Origin of the sequence: Dokdonella aquatica, from assembly GCF_051987395.1 — a bacterium.
In the GTDB taxonomy this organism is placed as follows: domain Bacteria; phylum Pseudomonadota; class Gammaproteobacteria; order Xanthomonadales; family Rhodanobacteraceae; genus Dokdonella.
The window spans coordinates 2,401,980-2,419,417 of sequence record NZ_CP197094.1; the positions used below are offsets into that span (position 1 = coordinate 2,401,980).

14 protein-coding genes and 2 tRNA genes are annotated in these 17,438 nt (G+C 71.1%); 15 read left to right on the forward strand and 1 reads right to left on the reverse strand.

Annotated features, from left to right (window positions below; translation table 11 throughout):
- Positions 1-51 precede the first annotated feature (51 nt).
- From ACQQ2N_RS10555 to ACQQ2N_RS10590, 8 genes are all read left to right on the forward strand, one after another.
- Positions 52-1,686 carry a TldD/PmbA family protein gene (locus tag ACQQ2N_RS10555; RefSeq protein WP_440225676.1) on the forward strand — a complete coding sequence of 545 codons (1,635 nt, stop codon included), beginning with the start codon at positions 52-54 and terminating at the stop codon, positions 1,684-1,686.
- Positions 1,687-1,702: 16 nt separating this feature from the next.
- On the forward strand, positions 1,703-3,037 hold the full coding sequence (locus ACQQ2N_RS10560) for a TldD/PmbA family protein (protein WP_440225677.1): 1,335 nt from the start codon (positions 1,703-1,705) through the stop codon (positions 3,035-3,037).
- Positions 3,038-3,083: 46 nt separating this feature from the next.
- On the forward strand, positions 3,084-3,785 hold the full coding sequence (locus ACQQ2N_RS10565) for a DUF4159 domain-containing protein (protein ID WP_440225678.1): 702 nt from the start codon (positions 3,084-3,086) through the stop codon (positions 3,783-3,785).
- An 88-nt stretch (positions 3,786-3,873) separates the two neighbouring features.
- Positions 3,874-4,869 carry an AAA family ATPase gene (locus ACQQ2N_RS10570; protein WP_440225679.1) on the forward strand — a complete coding sequence of 332 codons (996 nt, stop codon included), beginning with the start codon at positions 3,874-3,876 and terminating at the stop codon, positions 4,867-4,869.
- Positions 4,870-4,879: 10 nt separating this feature from the next.
- Positions 4,880-5,767, forward strand: coding sequence for a DUF58 domain-containing protein (locus tag ACQQ2N_RS10575; RefSeq protein ID WP_440225680.1), 888 nt, complete (start codon positions 4,880-4,882; stop codon positions 5,765-5,767).
- Positions 5,764-6,921 (forward strand): BatA domain-containing protein, encoded by a 1,158-nt coding sequence (locus tag ACQQ2N_RS10580; protein WP_440225681.1) that lies wholly within the window; start codon positions 5,764-5,766, stop codon positions 6,919-6,921. The genes ACQQ2N_RS10575 and ACQQ2N_RS10580 overlap by 4 nt, the downstream gene beginning before the upstream one ends.
- Positions 6,918-9,113, forward strand: coding sequence for a DUF4175 family protein (locus ACQQ2N_RS10585; RefSeq protein ID WP_440225682.1), 2,196 nt, complete (start codon positions 6,918-6,920; stop codon positions 9,111-9,113). Before ACQQ2N_RS10580 ends, ACQQ2N_RS10585 begins: the two co-directional genes overlap by 4 nt.
- Positions 9,110-10,828, forward strand: coding sequence for a hypothetical protein (locus tag ACQQ2N_RS10590; RefSeq protein ID WP_440225683.1), 1,719 nt, complete (start codon positions 9,110-9,112; stop codon positions 10,826-10,828). The genes ACQQ2N_RS10585 and ACQQ2N_RS10590 overlap by 4 nt, the downstream gene beginning before the upstream one ends.
- 4 nt (positions 10,829-10,832) lie before the next feature.
- On the opposite strand, the gene ACQQ2N_RS10595 is transcribed toward ACQQ2N_RS10590, so the two are convergent.
- A complete protein-coding gene (locus tag ACQQ2N_RS10595) occupies positions 10,833-11,756 on the reverse strand; it encodes a DMT family transporter (RefSeq protein ID WP_440225685.1) in 924 nt (307 codons plus the stop codon).
- Positions 11,757-11,859: 103 nt separating this feature from the next.
- Between ACQQ2N_RS10595 and kdsB the strand changes: the two genes are divergently transcribed.
- The 7 genes from kdsB to ACQQ2N_RS10630 all read left to right on the forward strand — a co-directional run bounded on the left by kdsB (position 11,860) and on the right by ACQQ2N_RS10630 (position 17,423).
- Complete coding sequence (gene kdsB, locus ACQQ2N_RS10600; protein WP_440225686.1) at positions 11,860-12,636, forward strand: 3-deoxy-manno-octulosonate cytidylyltransferase; 777 nt, start codon at positions 11,860-11,862, stop codon at positions 12,634-12,636.
- On the forward strand, positions 12,633-13,091 hold the full coding sequence (locus ACQQ2N_RS10605; RefSeq protein ID WP_440225687.1) for a low molecular weight protein-tyrosine-phosphatase: 459 nt from the start codon (positions 12,633-12,635) through the stop codon (positions 13,089-13,091). Before kdsB ends, ACQQ2N_RS10605 begins: the two co-directional genes overlap by 4 nt.
- A 58-nt stretch (positions 13,092-13,149) precedes the next feature.
- Positions 13,150-14,577, forward strand: coding sequence for a thioredoxin-like domain-containing protein (locus tag ACQQ2N_RS10610; protein ID WP_440225688.1), 1,428 nt, complete (start codon positions 13,150-13,152; stop codon positions 14,575-14,577).
- Positions 14,578-14,617: 40 nt separating this feature from the next.
- Entirely contained in the window at positions 14,618-16,435 is a 1,818-nt protein-coding gene (gene uvrC, locus ACQQ2N_RS10615; protein WP_440221558.1) for an excinuclease ABC subunit UvrC, read from the forward strand.
- A gap of 9 nt (positions 16,436-16,444) precedes the next feature.
- Positions 16,445-17,035, forward strand: a complete 591-nt coding sequence (gene pgsA / locus ACQQ2N_RS10620) for a CDP-diacylglycerol--glycerol-3-phosphate 3-phosphatidyltransferase (protein WP_440221559.1) — start codon at positions 16,445-16,447, stop codon at positions 17,033-17,035.
- 100 nt (positions 17,036-17,135) lie between these two features.
- Positions 17,136-17,211, forward strand: a tRNA-Gly gene (locus tag ACQQ2N_RS10625).
- Between the two features lie 138 nt (positions 17,212-17,349).
- Positions 17,350-17,423: transfer RNA gene (locus ACQQ2N_RS10630), tRNA-Cys, on the forward strand.
- Positions 17,424-17,438: the final 15 nt, after the last annotated feature.

A 17,438-nucleotide genomic window follows, 5' to 3' on the forward strand; every position in this document is an offset into this window, starting at 1 on the left:
TGATGCCGGCGGCCACGTGGGGTCGCGTTCCCCTGCCGAGTGGAGTCCGAGATGGAAAGACGTGATTTTCTGAAGATGACCGGCGTCGGCATGGGAGCACTGCTGCTGCCCGCCTACGGCCGTGTCGTCGCCGCCGAAGTGCTCACGACCAAGCTCGAGGTCGCGCTCAAGAAACGCCTCGCCGACACCGCGCTCGCCGCGGCCAAGGACCTCGGCGCGACCTACTGCGACGTGCGCATCGGCCGCTACCTGCGCCAGTTCATCGTCACGCGCGAGGACAAGGTGCAGAACGTCGTCAACACCGAGTCGACCGGCATCGGCGTGCGCGTCATCGTCGATGGCACCTGGGGCTTCGCGGCGACCAATGACCTGTCCGACGACGCGGTCGCCAAGGCCGCGCGCCAGGCTGCCGCGATCGCCAAGGCCAACGCGCGCCTCACCGTCGAGCCCGTGCGCCTCGCGCCGGCCAAGGGTGTGGGCGAGGTCTCATGGGCCACGCCGATCGTGCGCAACGCGATGGAGGTCCCGGTCAAGGACAAGGTCGAGTTGCTGCTGACCGCCAACGCGGCGGCGATCAAGGCCGGCGCGAGCTTCGTCAACTCGACGATGTTCCAGGTCAACGAGCAGAAGTACTTCGCCTCGTCCGACGGTTCCTACATCGACCAGGACGTGCACCGCCTGTGGGTGCCGCTCAACGTCACCGCGATCGACAAGGCGTCCGGCAAGTTCCGCAGCCGCTCGGGCCTGTCCTCGCCGGTCGGCATGGGCTACGAGTACCTGGACGGCAAGAAGGAACACAAGATCGAGATGATCGGCGGCACGATCGGCTACACCGATTCGTACGACCTCGTCGAGGACGCCGCGATCGCCGCGCGCCACGCGCAGGAGAAGCTCAAGGCGCCGGGCGTGAAGCCGGGCAAGTACGACCTCGTGCTCGATCCGGTCCACCTGTGGCTGACCATCCACGAGTCGGTCGGCCATCCGCTCGAGCTCGACCGCGTACTCGGCTACGAGGCCAACTACGCCGGCACGAGCTTCGCGACGCTCGACAAGTGGAAGTCGAAGAACTTCAAGTACGGCAGCGACAAGGTCACGCTGTTCGCCGACAAGACCCAGAAGGGTTCGCTCGGCGCGGTCGGTTACGACGACGAAGGCATCAAGACCAAGCGCTGGGACCTCGTCAAGGACGGCATCCTCGTCAACTACCAGGCGATCCGCGACCAGGCCCACATCATCGGCGAGACCGAATCGCAGGGCTGCTGCTACGCCGACTCGTGGGACAGCGTGCAGTTCCAGCGCATGGCCAACGTGTCGCTCGCGCCGGGCAAGGCGAAGCTGACGCCGGCCGAGCTCGTCAAGGATGTCGAGAACGGCATCTACATCATCGGCAACGGTTCGTTCTCGATCGACCAGCAGCGCTACAACGCGCAGTTCGGCGGCCAGCTGTTCTTCGAGATCAAGGACGGCAAGGTCACGCAGATGCTCGAGGACGTGGCCTACCAGATCCGCACGCCGGAGTTCTGGAACGCGTGCTCGGCGATCTGCGACGAGCGCGACTACCGCATGGGCGGCTCGTTCTTCGACGGCAAGGGCCAGCCGAGCCAGGTCTCGGCGGTCTCGCACGGCTCGAGCACGGCGCGCTTCAACGGCATCAACGTCATCAATACGGCACGCAGCCTCGGCTGATCACGGGAGCAAGGTCATGAGCATCCATACCGAACAGGAAGCCAAGGCGATCCTGGACAAGGTCATCACGCTGTCGAAGGCCGACGAGTGCACGGCCACGCTGAGCGGCTCGGTGGCGGGCAACATCCGCTACGCGCGCAACGCGGTGTCGACCAGCGGCATCGTCAGCAACGCCGAACTCGGCGTGCAGGTCGCCTTCGGCAAGCGCGTCGGCACCGCGACGATCAACGAGTTCGACGACGCCTCGCTCGAGAAGGTCGTGCGTCGTGCCGAGGAACTCGCGAAGCTGGCGCCGGAGAACCCCGAGTTCCTGCCCGCGATCGGCAAGCAGGAATACACCGCGACCAAGACGTGGTTCGACAAGACCGCGGCGATCACGCCCGAGTACCGCGCCCAGGTCGCCGCCGATTCGATCGAGCCCTGCCGCAAGGACAAGCTCGTCGCCGCAGGTTTCCTTTCCGACAGCGCGCGCTACTCGGCGATCGCCAACAGCAACGGCAACTTCGGCTACCAGAAGAGCACCAACCTCGACTTCACGTGCACGGTGCGCACCGATGACGAGACCGGCTCCGGCTGGGTCGCGCGCAACGTCGCCGACGTCGCGCAGTTCGACGCCAAGAGCGAGATCCAGGTCGCGATGAAGAAGGCGCGCGAGTCGCGCGAGGCCAAGGCGCTCGAGCCCGGCAAGTACACGGTCATCATGGAGCCGGCCGCGACCGCGGGCCTGATCTCGTTCATGATGTTCGGCTTCGATGCGCGCCAGGCCGACGAAGGCCGCAGCTTCCTGTCCAAGAAGGGCGGCGGCAACAAGGTCGGCGAGCAGATGTTCGACCCGCGCGTGACGATCTACGCCGACCCGAACGACGCGAGCTCCGCCGTGCTGCCGTGGGACAACGAAGGCCTGCCGCGCAAGCGCACGCCGATCATCACCAAGGGCAAGGTCGAGTACATGCGCTACTCGCGCTTCTGGGCCAAGGAGAAGGGCAAGACCGCGGACGGTCAGCCCGGCAACCTGATCATGGTCGGCGGCGACAAGTCGACGATGGACCTGGTCAAGTCGACCAAGAAGGGCATCCTCGTCACGCGCACCTGGTATATCCGCATGGTCGATCCGCAGACCGTGCTGCTGACCGGCCTCACGCGCGACGGCACGTTCTACGTCGAGAACGGCGAGATCAAGTACCCGATCAAGAACTTCCGCTTCAACGAGTCGCCCGTGATCATGCTCAACAACATCGAGGAGATCGGCAAGCCGGTGCGCGTCGGCGACGACGAGTCCCCGTTCGTCATGATGATCCCGCCGATGAAGCTGCGCGACTTCACGTTCACCTCGCTGTCGGACGCCGTGTGACCCCGGCGCGGGAGCGGCATCGCCGCTCCCGCACCCGTTACCCGCGATGACGCGCGCCGAGTTCCTCCGCCTGTTCGCCGCCGCGGCCGTCGCCCCGTTGCTGCCGAGGGCCGTGCGTGCGCAGGAGCCGCCGGCCTACGACTTCCGCTTCACGCGGCTCATGTACGAGTCGGGCGATTGGGATGTCGACCAGCGCATGCCGTCCAACCTCATCGACGCGCTGATCCAGTACACGACGCTGCGCGTCGATCCGGTCGAGCAGGTGCTGCCGCTGGCCGATCCGCGCATTCTCGACGCGACGTTCTGCTATCTCTCCGGGCACAAGCTCGTCGAGTTCAATCCCGACGAGCGCCGCCACTTCGAGGCCTACGTGCGCAACGGCGGCTTCGTCTTCGTCGACGACTGCAACCACGACATCGACGGCCTTTTCGCGACTTCGTTCGAGAGCGAGATGGCCTCGATCTTCGGCCGCGACGCGCTGCGCAAGCTGCCGAAGAAGCACGCGATCTACTCGAGCTTCTTCACGTTCGACGGCCCGCCCGCGACCACCTTCGAGCTCAATGGCTGGGGTGACGACCTCGTCCACGACTACCTCAAGGGCATCGAGATCGAAGGCCGCCTCGGCCTGCTCTACAGCAACAAGGACTACGGTTGCGAGTGGGACTACGACTGGCGCAACAAGCGCTTCCTCGCCGAGGACAACACGAAGTTCGCGGTCAACATCGCGATCTACGCGCTCACCCACTGATCCCCGCCGGTCGGCACCATGACATTGTGCAGGTGCACACGCGTGGTGCCGCCGCGATGATGACCCCGCCTCCCGCCGGATCCCGCCCATGAACGAACCGATCACCGAAGCCGCCGTGCAACAGCGCCTCGCGCGCCTCGGCGCACTGCGCGCCGCGATCGCCGAGGTCATCGTCGGCCAGGACGAGGTCGTCGAACAGCTGCTGATCGGCCTGCTCTCGGGCGGCCACTGCCTGCTCGAAGGCGTGCCGGGACTCGGCAAGACGCTGCTCGTGCGCTCGCTCGGCGACGCGCTGTCGCTCGCGTTCCGGCGCATCCAGTTCACGCCGGACCTCATGCCGAGCGATATCCTCGGCACCGAGATCCTCGAGGAGGACCACGGCACCGGCAAGCGCCACTTCACGTTCCAGAAGGGACCCGTGTTCACGAGCCTGCTGCTCGCCGACGAACTCAACCGCACGCCGCCGAAGACCCAGGCCGCGCTGCTCGAGGCGATGCAGGAGCACACGGTCAGCTACGGCGGCACGACCTACGCGCTGCCCGAGCCGTTCTTCGTGCTCGCCACGCAGAACCCGCTCGAACAGGCCGGCACCTATCCCTTGCCCGAGGCGCAGCTCGACCGTTTCCTGCTGCACATCCGCGTCGACTACCCGAGCGAGGCCGAGGAGCGCGCGATCCTCGACCGCACGACCGGCCGCGCGAACCCGCGTGCGACGACCGTCATGGACGGCGCCGAGGTGATCGAGCTGCAGAAGCTCGTGCGCGACGTGCACGTCGGCGACGGCCTGCTCGACTGGATCACGCGCCTCGTGCGCGCGACGCGGCCGCAGACCAGCGCGGTCACCGAGGTGCGCGAATGGGTGCGCTGGGGTGCCGGTCCGCGCGCGGGCCAGTCGCTCGTGCTCGCGGCCAAGGCGCGCGCGCTGCTGCAAGGCCGCCTCGCCGCGACGCGCGAGGACGTGCAGGCGCTCGCCGCGCCGGTGCTGCGCCACCGCCTGCTGCTCTCGTTCGCGGCCGAAGCCGAGCAGCGCAGCACCGACGACGTCGTCGCGGCGCTGCTGCGCGCCTTGCCGCTGCCGGCCTGAGCTCGCGCCGATGCGCCTGCCGGCCGCCCTGCGCGCGCGCCTGCGTGATCTGCGCCTGGCCGTGCGCGGTGCCTCGGGCGCCGGCGGCCTCGGCCTGCACGCGAGCCGCAGCCGCGGCGCCGGCCTCGAGTTCGCGCAGTACCGCGGCTACGAGCCCGGCGACGAGCCGCGCCGCATCGACTGGAAACTGTTCGCGCGTTCGGACCGCTACTTCGTGCGCGAGTCCGAACGCGACAGCCCGCTCACCGCGTGGGTCGTCGTCGACGCGTCGGCGTCGATGGGCCTCGCCGACGTGGCCGATTCCTCGACCACCAAGCTCGACGACGCACGCCTGCTCGCCGCCTGCGTGCTCGAGCTCGCCGTGCGCCAGGGCGAACGCTTCGGCATTGCGCTGCTCGTCTCGCCGGCACCGACGTGGGTCACGCCGGCCGGCGGCACGCGTCAGCGCGACCGCTGCCTGCTCGATCTCGATCGCGCGACGAGCGCAGGTGCGATGCCCGGCGATGCCGCGTTGCGTCCGCTGTGGGAACGCATCGAGCCCGGCGCGCTTGTCGTCGTGCTGTCCGACATGTTCGACGACGCACTCGTCGCGCATCTCGAGCGCCTGTCCGCGGCGCGCCGCGAGGTCGTCGTGATCCAGGTGATCGGCGCCGACGAGCGCGACTTCCCGTTCCGCGGCGGCCACCGTTTCGTCGATCCCGAGGACGGCGCCGAGCTGCGCGTCGATGCTCCTGCCGCGCGCGCCGACTACGTCGCGCGCTTCGCCGCCGCACGCGCCGCACTGGCCGCACGCCTCGCCGCGGCCGGCGTGCGCGTCGACACGCACGTGCTCGGTGAGCCCATCGATGCCGTGCTGCGTCGCCTGTTCGGCAGCGGCCCCGCGGCACGGCGCGCATGAGCCTCGTGCTGCTCGTACCGCTGGCCCTCGCTGCGCTCGCGGCGTGGATCATTCCGATCGTCGTGCACCTCGTGCGGCGTCCCGAGGACACGCCGACACCGTTTGCGGCCCTGCGCTGGATCCACGGACGCACGCGTCCGCGCCGACGCCTGCGCTGGCAGGACCTGCCGCTGCTCGCCACGCGCCTGCTGCTGCTCGCACTCGTCGCGCTGCTGCTCGCGCGTCCCGTGCTCGACGGCGACCCGCGTCTTGCGCGGCCGCAGGTGTTCGTCGCGCCGGGTGTGGAGGTCACCGCCGCGCGTGCCGTGACCGCACCCGAAGGCGCGACATGGTCGTGGCTGGCCGACGGTTTTCCTGTATTCGAAGAGGAGGCTCCCGCAGCCGGATCCGACGTCGCGAGCCTGCTGCGCGAAGCCGATGCCGGACTGCCGGCCGGCACCGCGATGACGGTCGTCGTACCCGCGCAGCTGGATGGACTCGACGGCGGCGCGCTGACGCTGTCGCGTACGGTCGAATGGCACGTCGTCGCCGCGGCCGCTTCGACGACGACCGTGGCTGCCAAGGCGGCGAGCACGAAGCGTCATCTCTCGCTGCGCCGCACGGCGGGCGACAGCCACGGCGCACGCAACGTGCGCGCCGCGGTGACGGCGTGGAACAGCGCCGTGCCCGATGCCGTCATGCTCGACGAGCAGTCGCCCGGCGCACCGATCCCGCCTGCGACCGACGCGCTGGTCTGGCTCGACGGTGCACCCGATGCGGCTGCGAAGGCCTGGATCGAGGCCGGCGGACGCGCGCTGGTCGTCGAACCCGGCGCGACGCAGGGCCGCGTACTCGCCCGCGACGACGACGGTGCGCTCGTGCGCGAGGTCACCGAGGGACGCGGCACGCGTCTCGCGCTCGTGCGCGCGTTCGAGCCGCAGGCGATCCCGCAGCTGCTCGATGCGCACTTCGCGCGCGACCTTCACGATTGGCTGTTCACCACGGCCGGTGCGGTCCCTCGCCGTGGCGATGCGAACGCCGTCGCGCCGACGACAGGTGCCGCGGCGGGGACGCCGTGGCGCCTGCCGCTCGATCCATGGCTCGGCGTCGCGATCGCGGCGCTGTTCCTCGTCGATCGCGTGCTCGCGACGCGCCGCCGCAGGGAGGCCGCATGAGCGCCACGTTGCACGGCAGGCTCGCTGCGTCGCGCCGGCGTCGCGCGGCGATCGTCGTCGCGCTCGGGCTCGCGCCGGTGCTCGCGGTCGCCGCACTCGCCGCACGCCTCGGTGGGTCGACGCCGGCCATGGTCATTGCGCTGCTCGGATTCGTCGCCGTGGTCGCCTGCACGATCGCGGTGTCGCGACGCATCGGCCTCGCCGACATCGTGCGCGCGCTCGACGCCGCGGTGCCGGGGCTCGAGGACAGCAGCGACCTGCTGCTCGCCGAACCGGACGATCTCACTCCGCTCGCGCACCTGCAGCGCGAGCGCGTCGCCGCGAGGCTCGCCGGCGCGCGCGCGGACGTGCGCAAGCCATGGCCCACGAAGGCGCTCGCCGCGACGTGGGGCGTCGCGCTGGTTGCGGTCGTGCTCGCGGCCGCATGGCCCGTGTCGTCGGGCGGATCGGCCGCGACGGTGCAGACACCGTCGCCGGCGGAGGCGATCGAGACCGGACCGACCCGTCTCGTCGCGAGCACGCTCGCGATCGAGCCGCCCGCGTACACGGCGCTGCCCGCGCGCAGCGAGGCCTCGCTCGAGGCGCGTGCGCCGCAGGGTTCTCGGTTGCGCTGGAGCCTGCGCATCGCGCCGATGCCCGACACGGTCGCGCTCGCGTTCCACGACGGCCGGCGCCTCGAACTCGCGCGCGACGGTGACGGCTGGAACGGCGAAACGACGCTCGATGCGTCGACGCTGTACCGCGTCGAGGTCGGCGGCATCGCGCCGCTCGCCGATGCGGCGCTCAATCGTCTCGACGCCGTGCCCGACGAACCACCGCAGGTGCGCGTGATCGAGCCCGAGCGCACGCTCAGCGTGCTCGACCGTGCGCAGCCGATCTGGCGCCTCGTGTTCGAGGCCGGCGACGATTACGGCCTCGCCTCCGCGCGCCTGTCGATCACGCTCGCGCAAGGCAGCGGCGAGCAGGTCACTGTCAAGGAGAGCAGCGTCGTGCTGCGCGGCGAGGGCGATGCGCGCAAGCGTCGCTACACGCATGCGCTCGATCTCACCGCGCTCGGCTTCGCGCAGGGCGACGACCTCATCGTGCGCGTCGCGGTCGCCGACAACCGCGTGCCCGAGCCGAACGTCACGCGCAGCGCGAGCTTCATCCTGCGCTGGCCGCCCGATCTCGGCGCCGAGGCCTCGGGCATCGACGGCATCGTGCAGAAGACGTTGCCGGCCTACTTCCGCAGCCAGCGCCAGATCATCATCGACACCGAAGCGCTGCTCGCCGAACGCGGCACGCTCGACGAGGCGCGCTTCCTCGCGCGCAGCGACGCGATCGGCGTCGACCAGAAGATCCTGCGCCTGCGCTACGGCCAGTTCCTCGGCGAGGAGTTCGAATCGGGTGCGACGCCACCACCGGCCGCCGCGAAGCCCGACGACGAGACGTCGCACGACGGCCACGACCACGACGAGCATGGCGATGAACCGCACGCGCACGAGGAGAGTGAGACCGCCGACGCGTCGCATGCCGGACACGACCACGACCACGGCGCAGCGCCGGGCGCCGAGGCACCGCGCTTCGGCGACGCGGCCGGCGTGATCGCCGAGTACGGCCACACGCACGACCACGCCGAAGCCGCGACGCTGCTCGATCCCGAGACCAAGCGCATCCTCAAGACCGCGCTCGACGCGATGTGGCAGGCCGAGCTGCAGCTGCGCAGCGGCCATCCGCGCGAGGCCCTGCCGCACGAGAACCGCGCGCTCGCGGCGATCAAGCAGGTGCAGCAGGCCACGCGCATCTACCTCGCCCGCGTCGGCCTCGAGCTGCCGCCGGTCGACGAGACGCGCCGCCTCACGGGCGAGCGCGCCGGCGTGCGCGACCGCCGCGCGAGCCTCGCCGCCGCGACACCGTCCGACGCCGTCGTCGCCGAGGTCTACGGCGAGGTCGAGCGCGGTGGCCTGCCCGATACCGCAGCGCTCGAAGTCTGGATGCGTAGCCATCCCGAGCGCGTCGACGACGTGCTCGGCATCGTCGCCGCATTCGACGCCTTGCGCCGCGACACGGCCTGCGCCGACTGCCGCGCACGCGTGCTCGATCGCCTGTGGCCGCTGCTGCGTGCACCGGCACCGGCCGTGCGCCTGCGCGAGACGCCTGATGCGGCGGGACGTGCCTACCTCGACGCGCTCGGTACGGGAGAGCCGCGATGACGCCGGCCCTCGCCATCGGCGCGCTGATCGCGCTCGCGACGCTCGTGGCGTCGTGGCGCACATGGCGCGATGGCCGTACGTGGCGCGTGCCGCGCCTGCTGCTGCAGCCCGTCGTCGCGGTTCTGCTCGCCCTCGTGCTCGTGCCGCCGCGCCTCGCGCACGAGGCGCCACCGCTCGTCGTCGTGACGGCCGCGGCCGATCCCGCGGCGCTCGCCCCGTTGCCCGCGGATGCCGTCGTGGTCGCGATGCCCGAGGCGGGCGAGCCGTCGTCCGTCGCGCGCTTCCCCGATCTCGGCAGCGCGTTGCGCGCGCATCCGGGCACGACGACGTTGCGCGTGCTCGGCGACGGTCTCGCCGCACGCGATGTCGACGCCGCGCGTGGCCTCGCGGTCACGCTCGAACACGGCCTGCCGCCGCGCGGCCTCGTCGAGCTCGATGCGCCGGCACGCGTCGAGGCCGGCGCGGCATGGCGACTGTCCGGGCGCGTCGCCGGCCTCGACGGCGCGCGCATCGAGCTGCGTGACCGCGGCGACGACGTCGTCGGATCGGCGGTCATCGATGCCGAGGGACGTTTCGTCGTGCGCGCACGCGCCAAGGGCGAGGGCCGCGACGTGCTCGCGCTGCTGGTCAAGGGCGAGGCCGATGCGACGCTCGAGCGCGTGCCGGTGCCGCTCGTCGTCGGCGGCGGCGAAGCCGCGCGTGTCGGCGTCGTCGCCGGCGCGCCCGATGCGGAACTCAGGATGCTCGCGCGCTGGGCGCGCGATGCGGGACTCGCATGGTCGAGCCGGCTCGCGCTGAGCCGCGGCATCGCGATGCGTGACGGCGAGGTGCGCCTCGACGCCGAAGGTCTGCGCGCGCTCGACCTGCTCGTGCTCGACGAGCGCAGCTGGGCCGGGCTCGACGCGCCGGCCAAGGCTGCCGTCGGCGAAGCGGTCGACGAAGGGCTCGGCCTGCTGCTGCGCGCGACCGGTCCGCTGCCGGCGCCCGTCGCGCGCGACTGGGCGGCGCTCGGGATCGATCTCGAGAACGCCGCGATCGGACCGGCCGTCACGCTCGATGCGACGATCGGAGGCGAGCCCGTCGTCGCGACGCGCCGGCCGCTGCGCCTGCGTGGCGACACCTCGGTGCCGCTGGTCCTCGCCGCCGATGCGACACCGCTCGCGGCATGGACGGCGCGCGGCCACGGCCGTGTCGGCGCGATCTGGCTGCTCGACAGCCATCGCCTCGCGCTGCGCGGCGATGCGCAAGGCTTCGGCGCGGCCTGGAGCCGCATCGTCGCGACGCTCGCGCGTGCACGCGGCGAGGCCTCGCTGCCGCCGCTCGCGACGGCGCGTGTCGGTGAGCGGCGCGTGCTGTGCGGGCTCGGCGAGGCGCCGCGCGTGACGCCTGCCGATGCCGTGGACGTCGCCGCGACAACGCTCGTGACCGACGCCGATGCGCAAGGCTGCGCGGCGTGGTGGCCGCGCGAGGCGGGCTGGCATGTCGTGCGTGATGCGACGTCGCAGCGCTTCACCTACGTACGCGCGGCGGACGAGGCCCCCGGACTCGCACGCACCGAAGCCGCCGAGCGCACGCAGCGCCTTGCGGCGCACGTCGATACGGCATCGGTCGATCCGCCGCGCCATCCGGCGCCGCGTGGCCCGTTGTTCCTGGCCTGGCTCGCCGCAGCCGCACTGCTGTGGACGCTCGAGCGCCACGCGCGACCACGCACCTGACACCTCAGGCCTGCGGCTCGCCCTTGGCGACGACGGCTTCCTTGCGCTGCTCGCGGGCGACGCGTGCTTCGCGCCGCGCGATGTAGACGCTCGCACCGATCACGATCGTCGCGCCGATCGCCGTGTAGCGGTCGACCGCCTCGTCGAACAGCAGCCATGCGAGTACCGCGACGATGACGAGCTGCAGGTAGCTCAGCGGTGCGAGTGCCGAGGCCTCGGCGAGCTTGAGCGCGCGCGTCCAGAAGTAGTGGCCGCCGGTGCCGCAGGCGCCGGCCATCACGAGCCACGGCCAGGCCTGCAGCGGCGGCCACTGCCACACGAGCAGCGCACCGGGCAGGGTCAGCGGCACCCACAGCAGCGTGGTCAGCAGCACGATGCGGTCGGGCGGCTCGGTGCGCGAGAGGAACTTGATGCTGATCGTGACCATGCCGCTGAGGCCGGCGGCGAGCAGCGCCACCATGCTCGCGTTGCTGAACTCCGCGCTGCCGGGGCGCACGATCACGAGGATGCCGATGAAGCCCGCGATGACGGCGCTCCAGCGGCGCGCGCGCACGACCTCGCCGAGCACGAGCACGGCACCGATCGTCACGAACAGCGGCGTGGAGTAGGACAGCGCGACCGCCTGCGCGAGCGGCAGGTGCACGAGCGCCCAGAACCCGCACAGCATCGACACCATGCCGACGCCGCAGCGCACGACGTAGAAGCCGAAGCGCTGCGTGTGCAGGATGCGCAGGCCGTGCACGTGCAGCAGCGGCAGCGCGAACAGCGCGCCGAACAGGCAGCGGAAGAACGCGATCTCGAACGCGTGCAGGTCGCGCGAGGCGTAGCGGATCGCGATCACCATGAGCGCGAAGAACGACGCGCTCACGACCATCATGAGCGCGGCCCGCGCGGGCAGGGCCGGCACGGGAGCCGTGGGGGCGTTCAAGGGCAGGGCGTCGCGGACATCGGGGGCGCGCATCATACACCCGCCCCTGTCGCGTCCCGCGGGGCTCGTTTAGGCTGGCCGCCTCGTCCCAGGAGTCACGGCCATGTCCGCCGCCCCCGATTTCGTCGTCGCGATCCCGGCCCGCTACGGTTCGCAGCGCCTGCCCGGCAAGCCGCTCATGCCGATCGCGGGCACGCCGATGATCGTGCACGTGGTGCGCCGCGCGCTCGAGGCCGGCGCGCGCGAGGTGATCGTCGCGACCGACGACGCGCGCATCGCCGCGGCGCTCGACGGCAGCGGCGTCGAGGTCGTCATGACGCGTGCCGACCACGCCTCGGGCACCGACCGGCTCGCCGAGGTCGCCGCGCTGCGCGGCTGGAGCGACGACGCGATCGTCGTCAATCTGCAGGGCGACGAACCGCTCGCGCCGGCCAGCGGCATCCTCGAGGTCGCGCGCTGCCTCGCCGCGACGCCCGCGCCGATGGCCACCCTCGCGACGCCGGTCGGCGACGCCCACGAGCTGTTCGATCCGAACGGCGTCAAGGTCGTTCGCCGCGCCGATGGCCTCGCGCTCTATTTCAGCCGCGCGCCGCTGCCGTGGGCGCGCGATGCGTTCGTGCGCGACCGTCACCACCTGCCCGATGGCGTGCCGTTCCTGCGTCACATCGGCATCTATGCCTACCGCGCCGGCTTCCTGCGCACGCTCGCGTCGCTGCCGCGCACGCCGCTCGAGCAGGCCGAGTCGCTCGAGCAGCTGCGTGCGCTCGAACACGGTCATGCGATCGCGGTCGCGCTCGCGCCGGAGCCGTTCCCGGCCGGTGTCGACACGCTCGAGGACCTGGTCCGCGTCGAACGCCTGTTCGCCGAGGCCGGGCAGTGACGCGACTGCTGTTCGTGTGCATGGGCAACATCTGCCGCTCGCCGACGGTCGAGGCGGTCGCACGCGTCGAGTTCGCGAAGGCCGGGCTCGCCATCGACGTCGCCTCGGCCGGCACCGAGGCCTACCATGTCGGTGACGGTGCCGATCCGCGTTCGATCGCGCTGGCCGAGGCGCACGGCTATCCGATGGCGGCGCATCGCGCGCGTCAGGTCGCCGATGCCGATTTCGAGGCTTTCGACCACCTGCTCGTCATGGACGAGGTCAACCTGAGCGCGCTGCTGCGCCGTACGCCGGCGGCGGCGCGCGGGCGCGTCGCACTGTTCCTGCCGTTCGCGGGGCGGGCCGAGCGCGAGCTGCCGGATCCCTACTACGGCGGTCCGGCCGAGTTCCGGCGGGCGCTCGATCTGGCACGCGACGGCGTGTCGGCGCTCGCACGGCGGTTCGGCGGGGCATAATCGGGGCATGCCACAGGCCTCGGGCCGTGTGGTGCAGCACAGGAGGATGGCCACCGCCATGATCGACGCGAGGCGCCCGGCGCCGGAATTTCCGGCAGGACTCGACTGGGTCAACGTCAGCGAGCCGCCGACGCTGTCGGCGTTGCGCGGGCGCGTCGTCCTGCTGTGGTTCTGGAGCTACGACAACGTCAATGCCTGGAACGTGCTGCCCGATCTCGCGTTCCTCGAGAGCCGCTACCACGACGGCGTGACCGTGCTCGGCGTGCATTCGCCGAAGTACCCGCACCAGCACGACAGTGGCGCCGTGCTCAAGGCGGTCAACCGCCTGCAGATCCGCCACGCGACGGCCAGTGACCCGGGTTTCGCGCTCTGGCAGCACTACGGCGTCGACGCGTGGCCGACCGTCGTCGTGATCGATGCCGAAGGCCTCGTCGCGGGCGTCGTGCCGGGCGAGGGCCGCCGGCGCGACCTCGACGACTGGGTCGCCCAGCTCCTCGACGAGGCCGCCGAGCGCGATCTGCGCGAGTACGGCCCGACCACCACCGCGCAGCGCCCCGAGCCGCGCATGACGCTCGCGTTCCCGGGCAAGGTGCTCGCGACCGACACGCTGCTGTACGTGGCCGACAGCGGCCACCATCGCGTGCTCGAATGCACGCACGAGGGCCGCATCCTGCGCCAGTTCGGCTCGGGTGATCCCGGCTTCTGGGACGGGCGCCTCTCCGAATGCGGCCTGCGTGATCCGCAGGGCATGGCGATCCGCGACGACATGCTCTACGTCGCCGACCGTGGCAACCACGCCGTGCGGCGCATCCGCCTGTACGGCGGCGAGGTGGAGACCGTGCTCGGCACCGGCGAGGTCGGACGCCAGCGCCCGCAGGATGCCGACGCGCTCGCGACGCGTGTCGGCACGCCGGGCGACCTCGCGATCATCAACGACAAGCTCTACGTGCTCGTGAGCGGCCAGAACCAGATCTGGCTGCTCGACCTGACCCGCGGCAAGGTCGACGTGTTCGCGGGATCGGGCCGCCTCGCGCTCGAGGACGGCGTCGCGCTCGAGGCGAGCTTCGCCCAGCCGAGCGGCTTCGTGATGTCGGGCCAGCAGCTGGTCGTGGCCGACGCGGCCGCCTCCGCGGTGCGCCTCGTGCGCCTGCTCGACGGACGCGTGACCACGCTGGTCGGCACCGACCTCTACACCTTCGGCGACGCCTCGGGCGGACGTGCCGAGGCGCGCCTGCAGAACCCGCTCGCGGTCGCGATCGACCCGCGCGGCATCGTCTTCATCGCCGACACCTACAACCATCGCATCAAGGCGATGAGCCTCAAGAGCGGCGCCGTGCGCCCGCTCACGATCAATTACCGCTTCATGGAGCCGGGCGGCCTCTCGGTCGGTGCGGGCGCGCTGTGGGTGGCCAACACGAACGCCCACGAGGTCGTGCGCGTGGACCTTGCCAGCGGCGTCGGCCGCCGCATCGGCATCGGCGAGTAGCGCGGGTTCCCGGTTCACGGGCGGCGCGCGACAATGCGGCATGCAGCATGACCCCGCGTTCGACGGCAAGGCGTTCGTCGGCAACCTGACCAGCGCCCCGGGCGTGTACCGCATGTTCGGTGCGTCCGACGAGCTGCTCTACGTCGGCAAGGCCGGCAACCTCAAGAAGCGCGTCGGCAGCTACTTCCTCAAGCCGAGCATGCAGCCGCGCATCGCGGCGATGGTCGCGCAGATCGCGCGCATCGAGACCACGATCACGCGCACCGAGGCCGAGGCGCTGCTGCTCGAGGCGCAGCTGATCAAGACGCTGCGCCCGCGCTACAACATCCTGCTGCGCGACGACAAGAGTTACCCCTACATCCACCTGACCCCCGGCGACTCGCCGCGCCTCGCGTTCCACCGCGGCGCGCGTACGGGCGGTGGCCGCTTCTTCGGTCCGTACCCGAGCGCGCTCGCGGTGCGCGAAACGCTCGGCCTGCTGCAGAAGCTCTTCCGCATCCGCAACTGCGAGGACAGCTACTTCCGCAACCGCTCGCGGCCGTGCCTGCAGCACCAGATCGGCCGCTGCAGCGCGCCGTGCGTCGGGCTCATCGCGCCCGACGACTACCGCGAGAGCGTGCGCCACGCGACGATGTTCCTCGAGGGCAAGAGCAACGCCCTGCTCGAGGAACTCGTCGCGCAGATGGAGAAGGCCAGCGCGCAGCTCGACTTCGAGCGCGCCGCGCTCGTGCGCGACCGCATCGCGCTCGTGCGCAAGGTGCAGGCGCGCCACTACGTGCAGGGCGCCGGGCGTGACATGGACATCGTCGCCTGCGCGATCGCCAACGGCATCGCCTGCGTCAGCGTGATGTTCTTCCGCGACGGCATCTCGCTCGGCTCGCGCGACTTCTTCCCGCGCCTCGGCCTCGATGCCGAAGAGGCGGACGTGATCGGCTCGTTCCTGGGCCAGTACTACCTTGAGCGCCCGGTGCCCGAGGAGGTCATCCTGAGCCACGCGCCCGAGGAGCACGCGCTGCTCGGCGAGGCGCTCGCCGCGCACGCGGGCCATCGCGTCGAGCTCAAGGTGTCGGTGCGCGCCGACCGCGCGCGCTTCCTCGAACTCGCGCTCAAGAACGCCGCCGCCGCGCTCGCCGCGCGCCTGGCGAGCCGGCAGACCCTGCACGCGCGCTTCGAGGCGCTGCGCGAGCTGCTCGGCCTCGACGCGGTGCCGGCACGCATCGAATGCTTCGACATCAGCCACACGATGGGCGAGGCGACGGTCGCCTCGTGCGTCGTGTTCGGTCCCGAAGGCCCCGAAAAGTCGCAGTACCGGCGCTTCAACATCAGCGGCATCACGCCCGGCGACGACTACGCCGCGATGCGCCAGGCGCTCGAGCGGCGCTACCGGCGCGTGCAGTCGGGCGAGGCGCCCAAGCCCGACCTGCTGCTGATCGACGGCGGCACCGGCCAGGTGCGCCAGGCGATCGAGGTGCTCGCCGAACTCGGCATCGAGGGCCTGCGCGTGGTGGGCGTAGCCAAGGGCGAATCGCGCCGCTCCGGCCACGAGAGCCTGATCCTCGGCGACAGCGGCCAGGTCGTGTGGCCCGGCCCCGAATCGCCGGCCTCGCACCTGATCCAGGCCGTGCGCGACGAGGCCCATCGCTTCGCGATCACCGGCCATCGCGGCCGCCGCGAGAAGGCGCGCGAGGCCAGCAGCCTCGAGGACGTGCCTGGCGTCGGTGCCAAGCGGCGTGCCGCGCTGCTGCGCCAGTTCGGCGGCCTCGGCGGCGTCACGCGCGCCGGCGTCGAGGAGCTCATGCAGGTCGACGGCATCAACCGCGAGCTCGCCGAACGCATCTACGCGGCCTTGCACGGGTAGACTGCGGTCATGCGACTGACTTTGCCGACGATCCTCACCCTGTTCCGCATTTTCCTGCTGCCGGTCATCGTGGTGGTGTTCTACCTCCCCGAGCTCCACCCGGCGAGCGCGCGCTGGTCCAACATCGCCGCGGCCGGCGTGTTCATGCTGGCCGCCGCGACCGACTGGCTCGACGGCTGGATCGCGCGCCGCTTCAACATGACCTCGGCGTTCGGCGCGTTCCTCGACCCGGTCGCCGACAAGCTCATGGTCGCGGTCGCGCTGATGCTGCTCGTGCAGCAGAACCCGACGCCGGTCATGGCCGTGACGAGCGCGATCATCGTCGGCCGCGAGATCAGCATCTCGGCGCTGCGCGAGTGGATGGCCGAGATCGGCCAGCGCGCCAAGGTCGGCGTGGCCTGGGTCGGCAAGCTCAAGACCGCGATGCAGGTCGTCGCGATCGTCGTCTGCCTGCACCAGCGCGACGTGCCCGAGCTGCGCCTGTACCGCATCGGCGAAGGCCTGCTCATCGTCGCCGCGGTGCTGACGATCTGGTCCGCGCTCGTCTACGTGCGCGCCGCGTGGCCCGCGATGCGCGACGCCGACAGCGGTAAGGTGTGAGGGTCACGCGCGCCGGGCGAGGCGTCCGCAAAAAAAGATCGCGCGCATCGACGCAGAAGGGTTGACTCCTGCGCACCATTCCGTAAGATGCGCCTCCCACGCGGGAATAGCTCAGTTGGTAGAGCGCAACCTTGCCAAGGTTGAGGTCGAGGGTTCGAGCCCCTTTTCCCGCTCCAATTCGATGGTGAAGACGACGGATCGCCGTTCTTCTCCGCTCCACGGTTCACCGCAGCACGCTGCAGGGGCCGCATCGAAACCTCGGTCCGCCGAGGTTTTGTTTTTTCAGGTGGCGGCTTCGTGCAGGCCACCCCACCGGCCTGGTGGCAGAGTGGTCATGCAGCGGCCTGCAAAGCCGTGTACGCCGGTTCGATTCCGACCCAGGCCTCCAAAACGACGATGACGA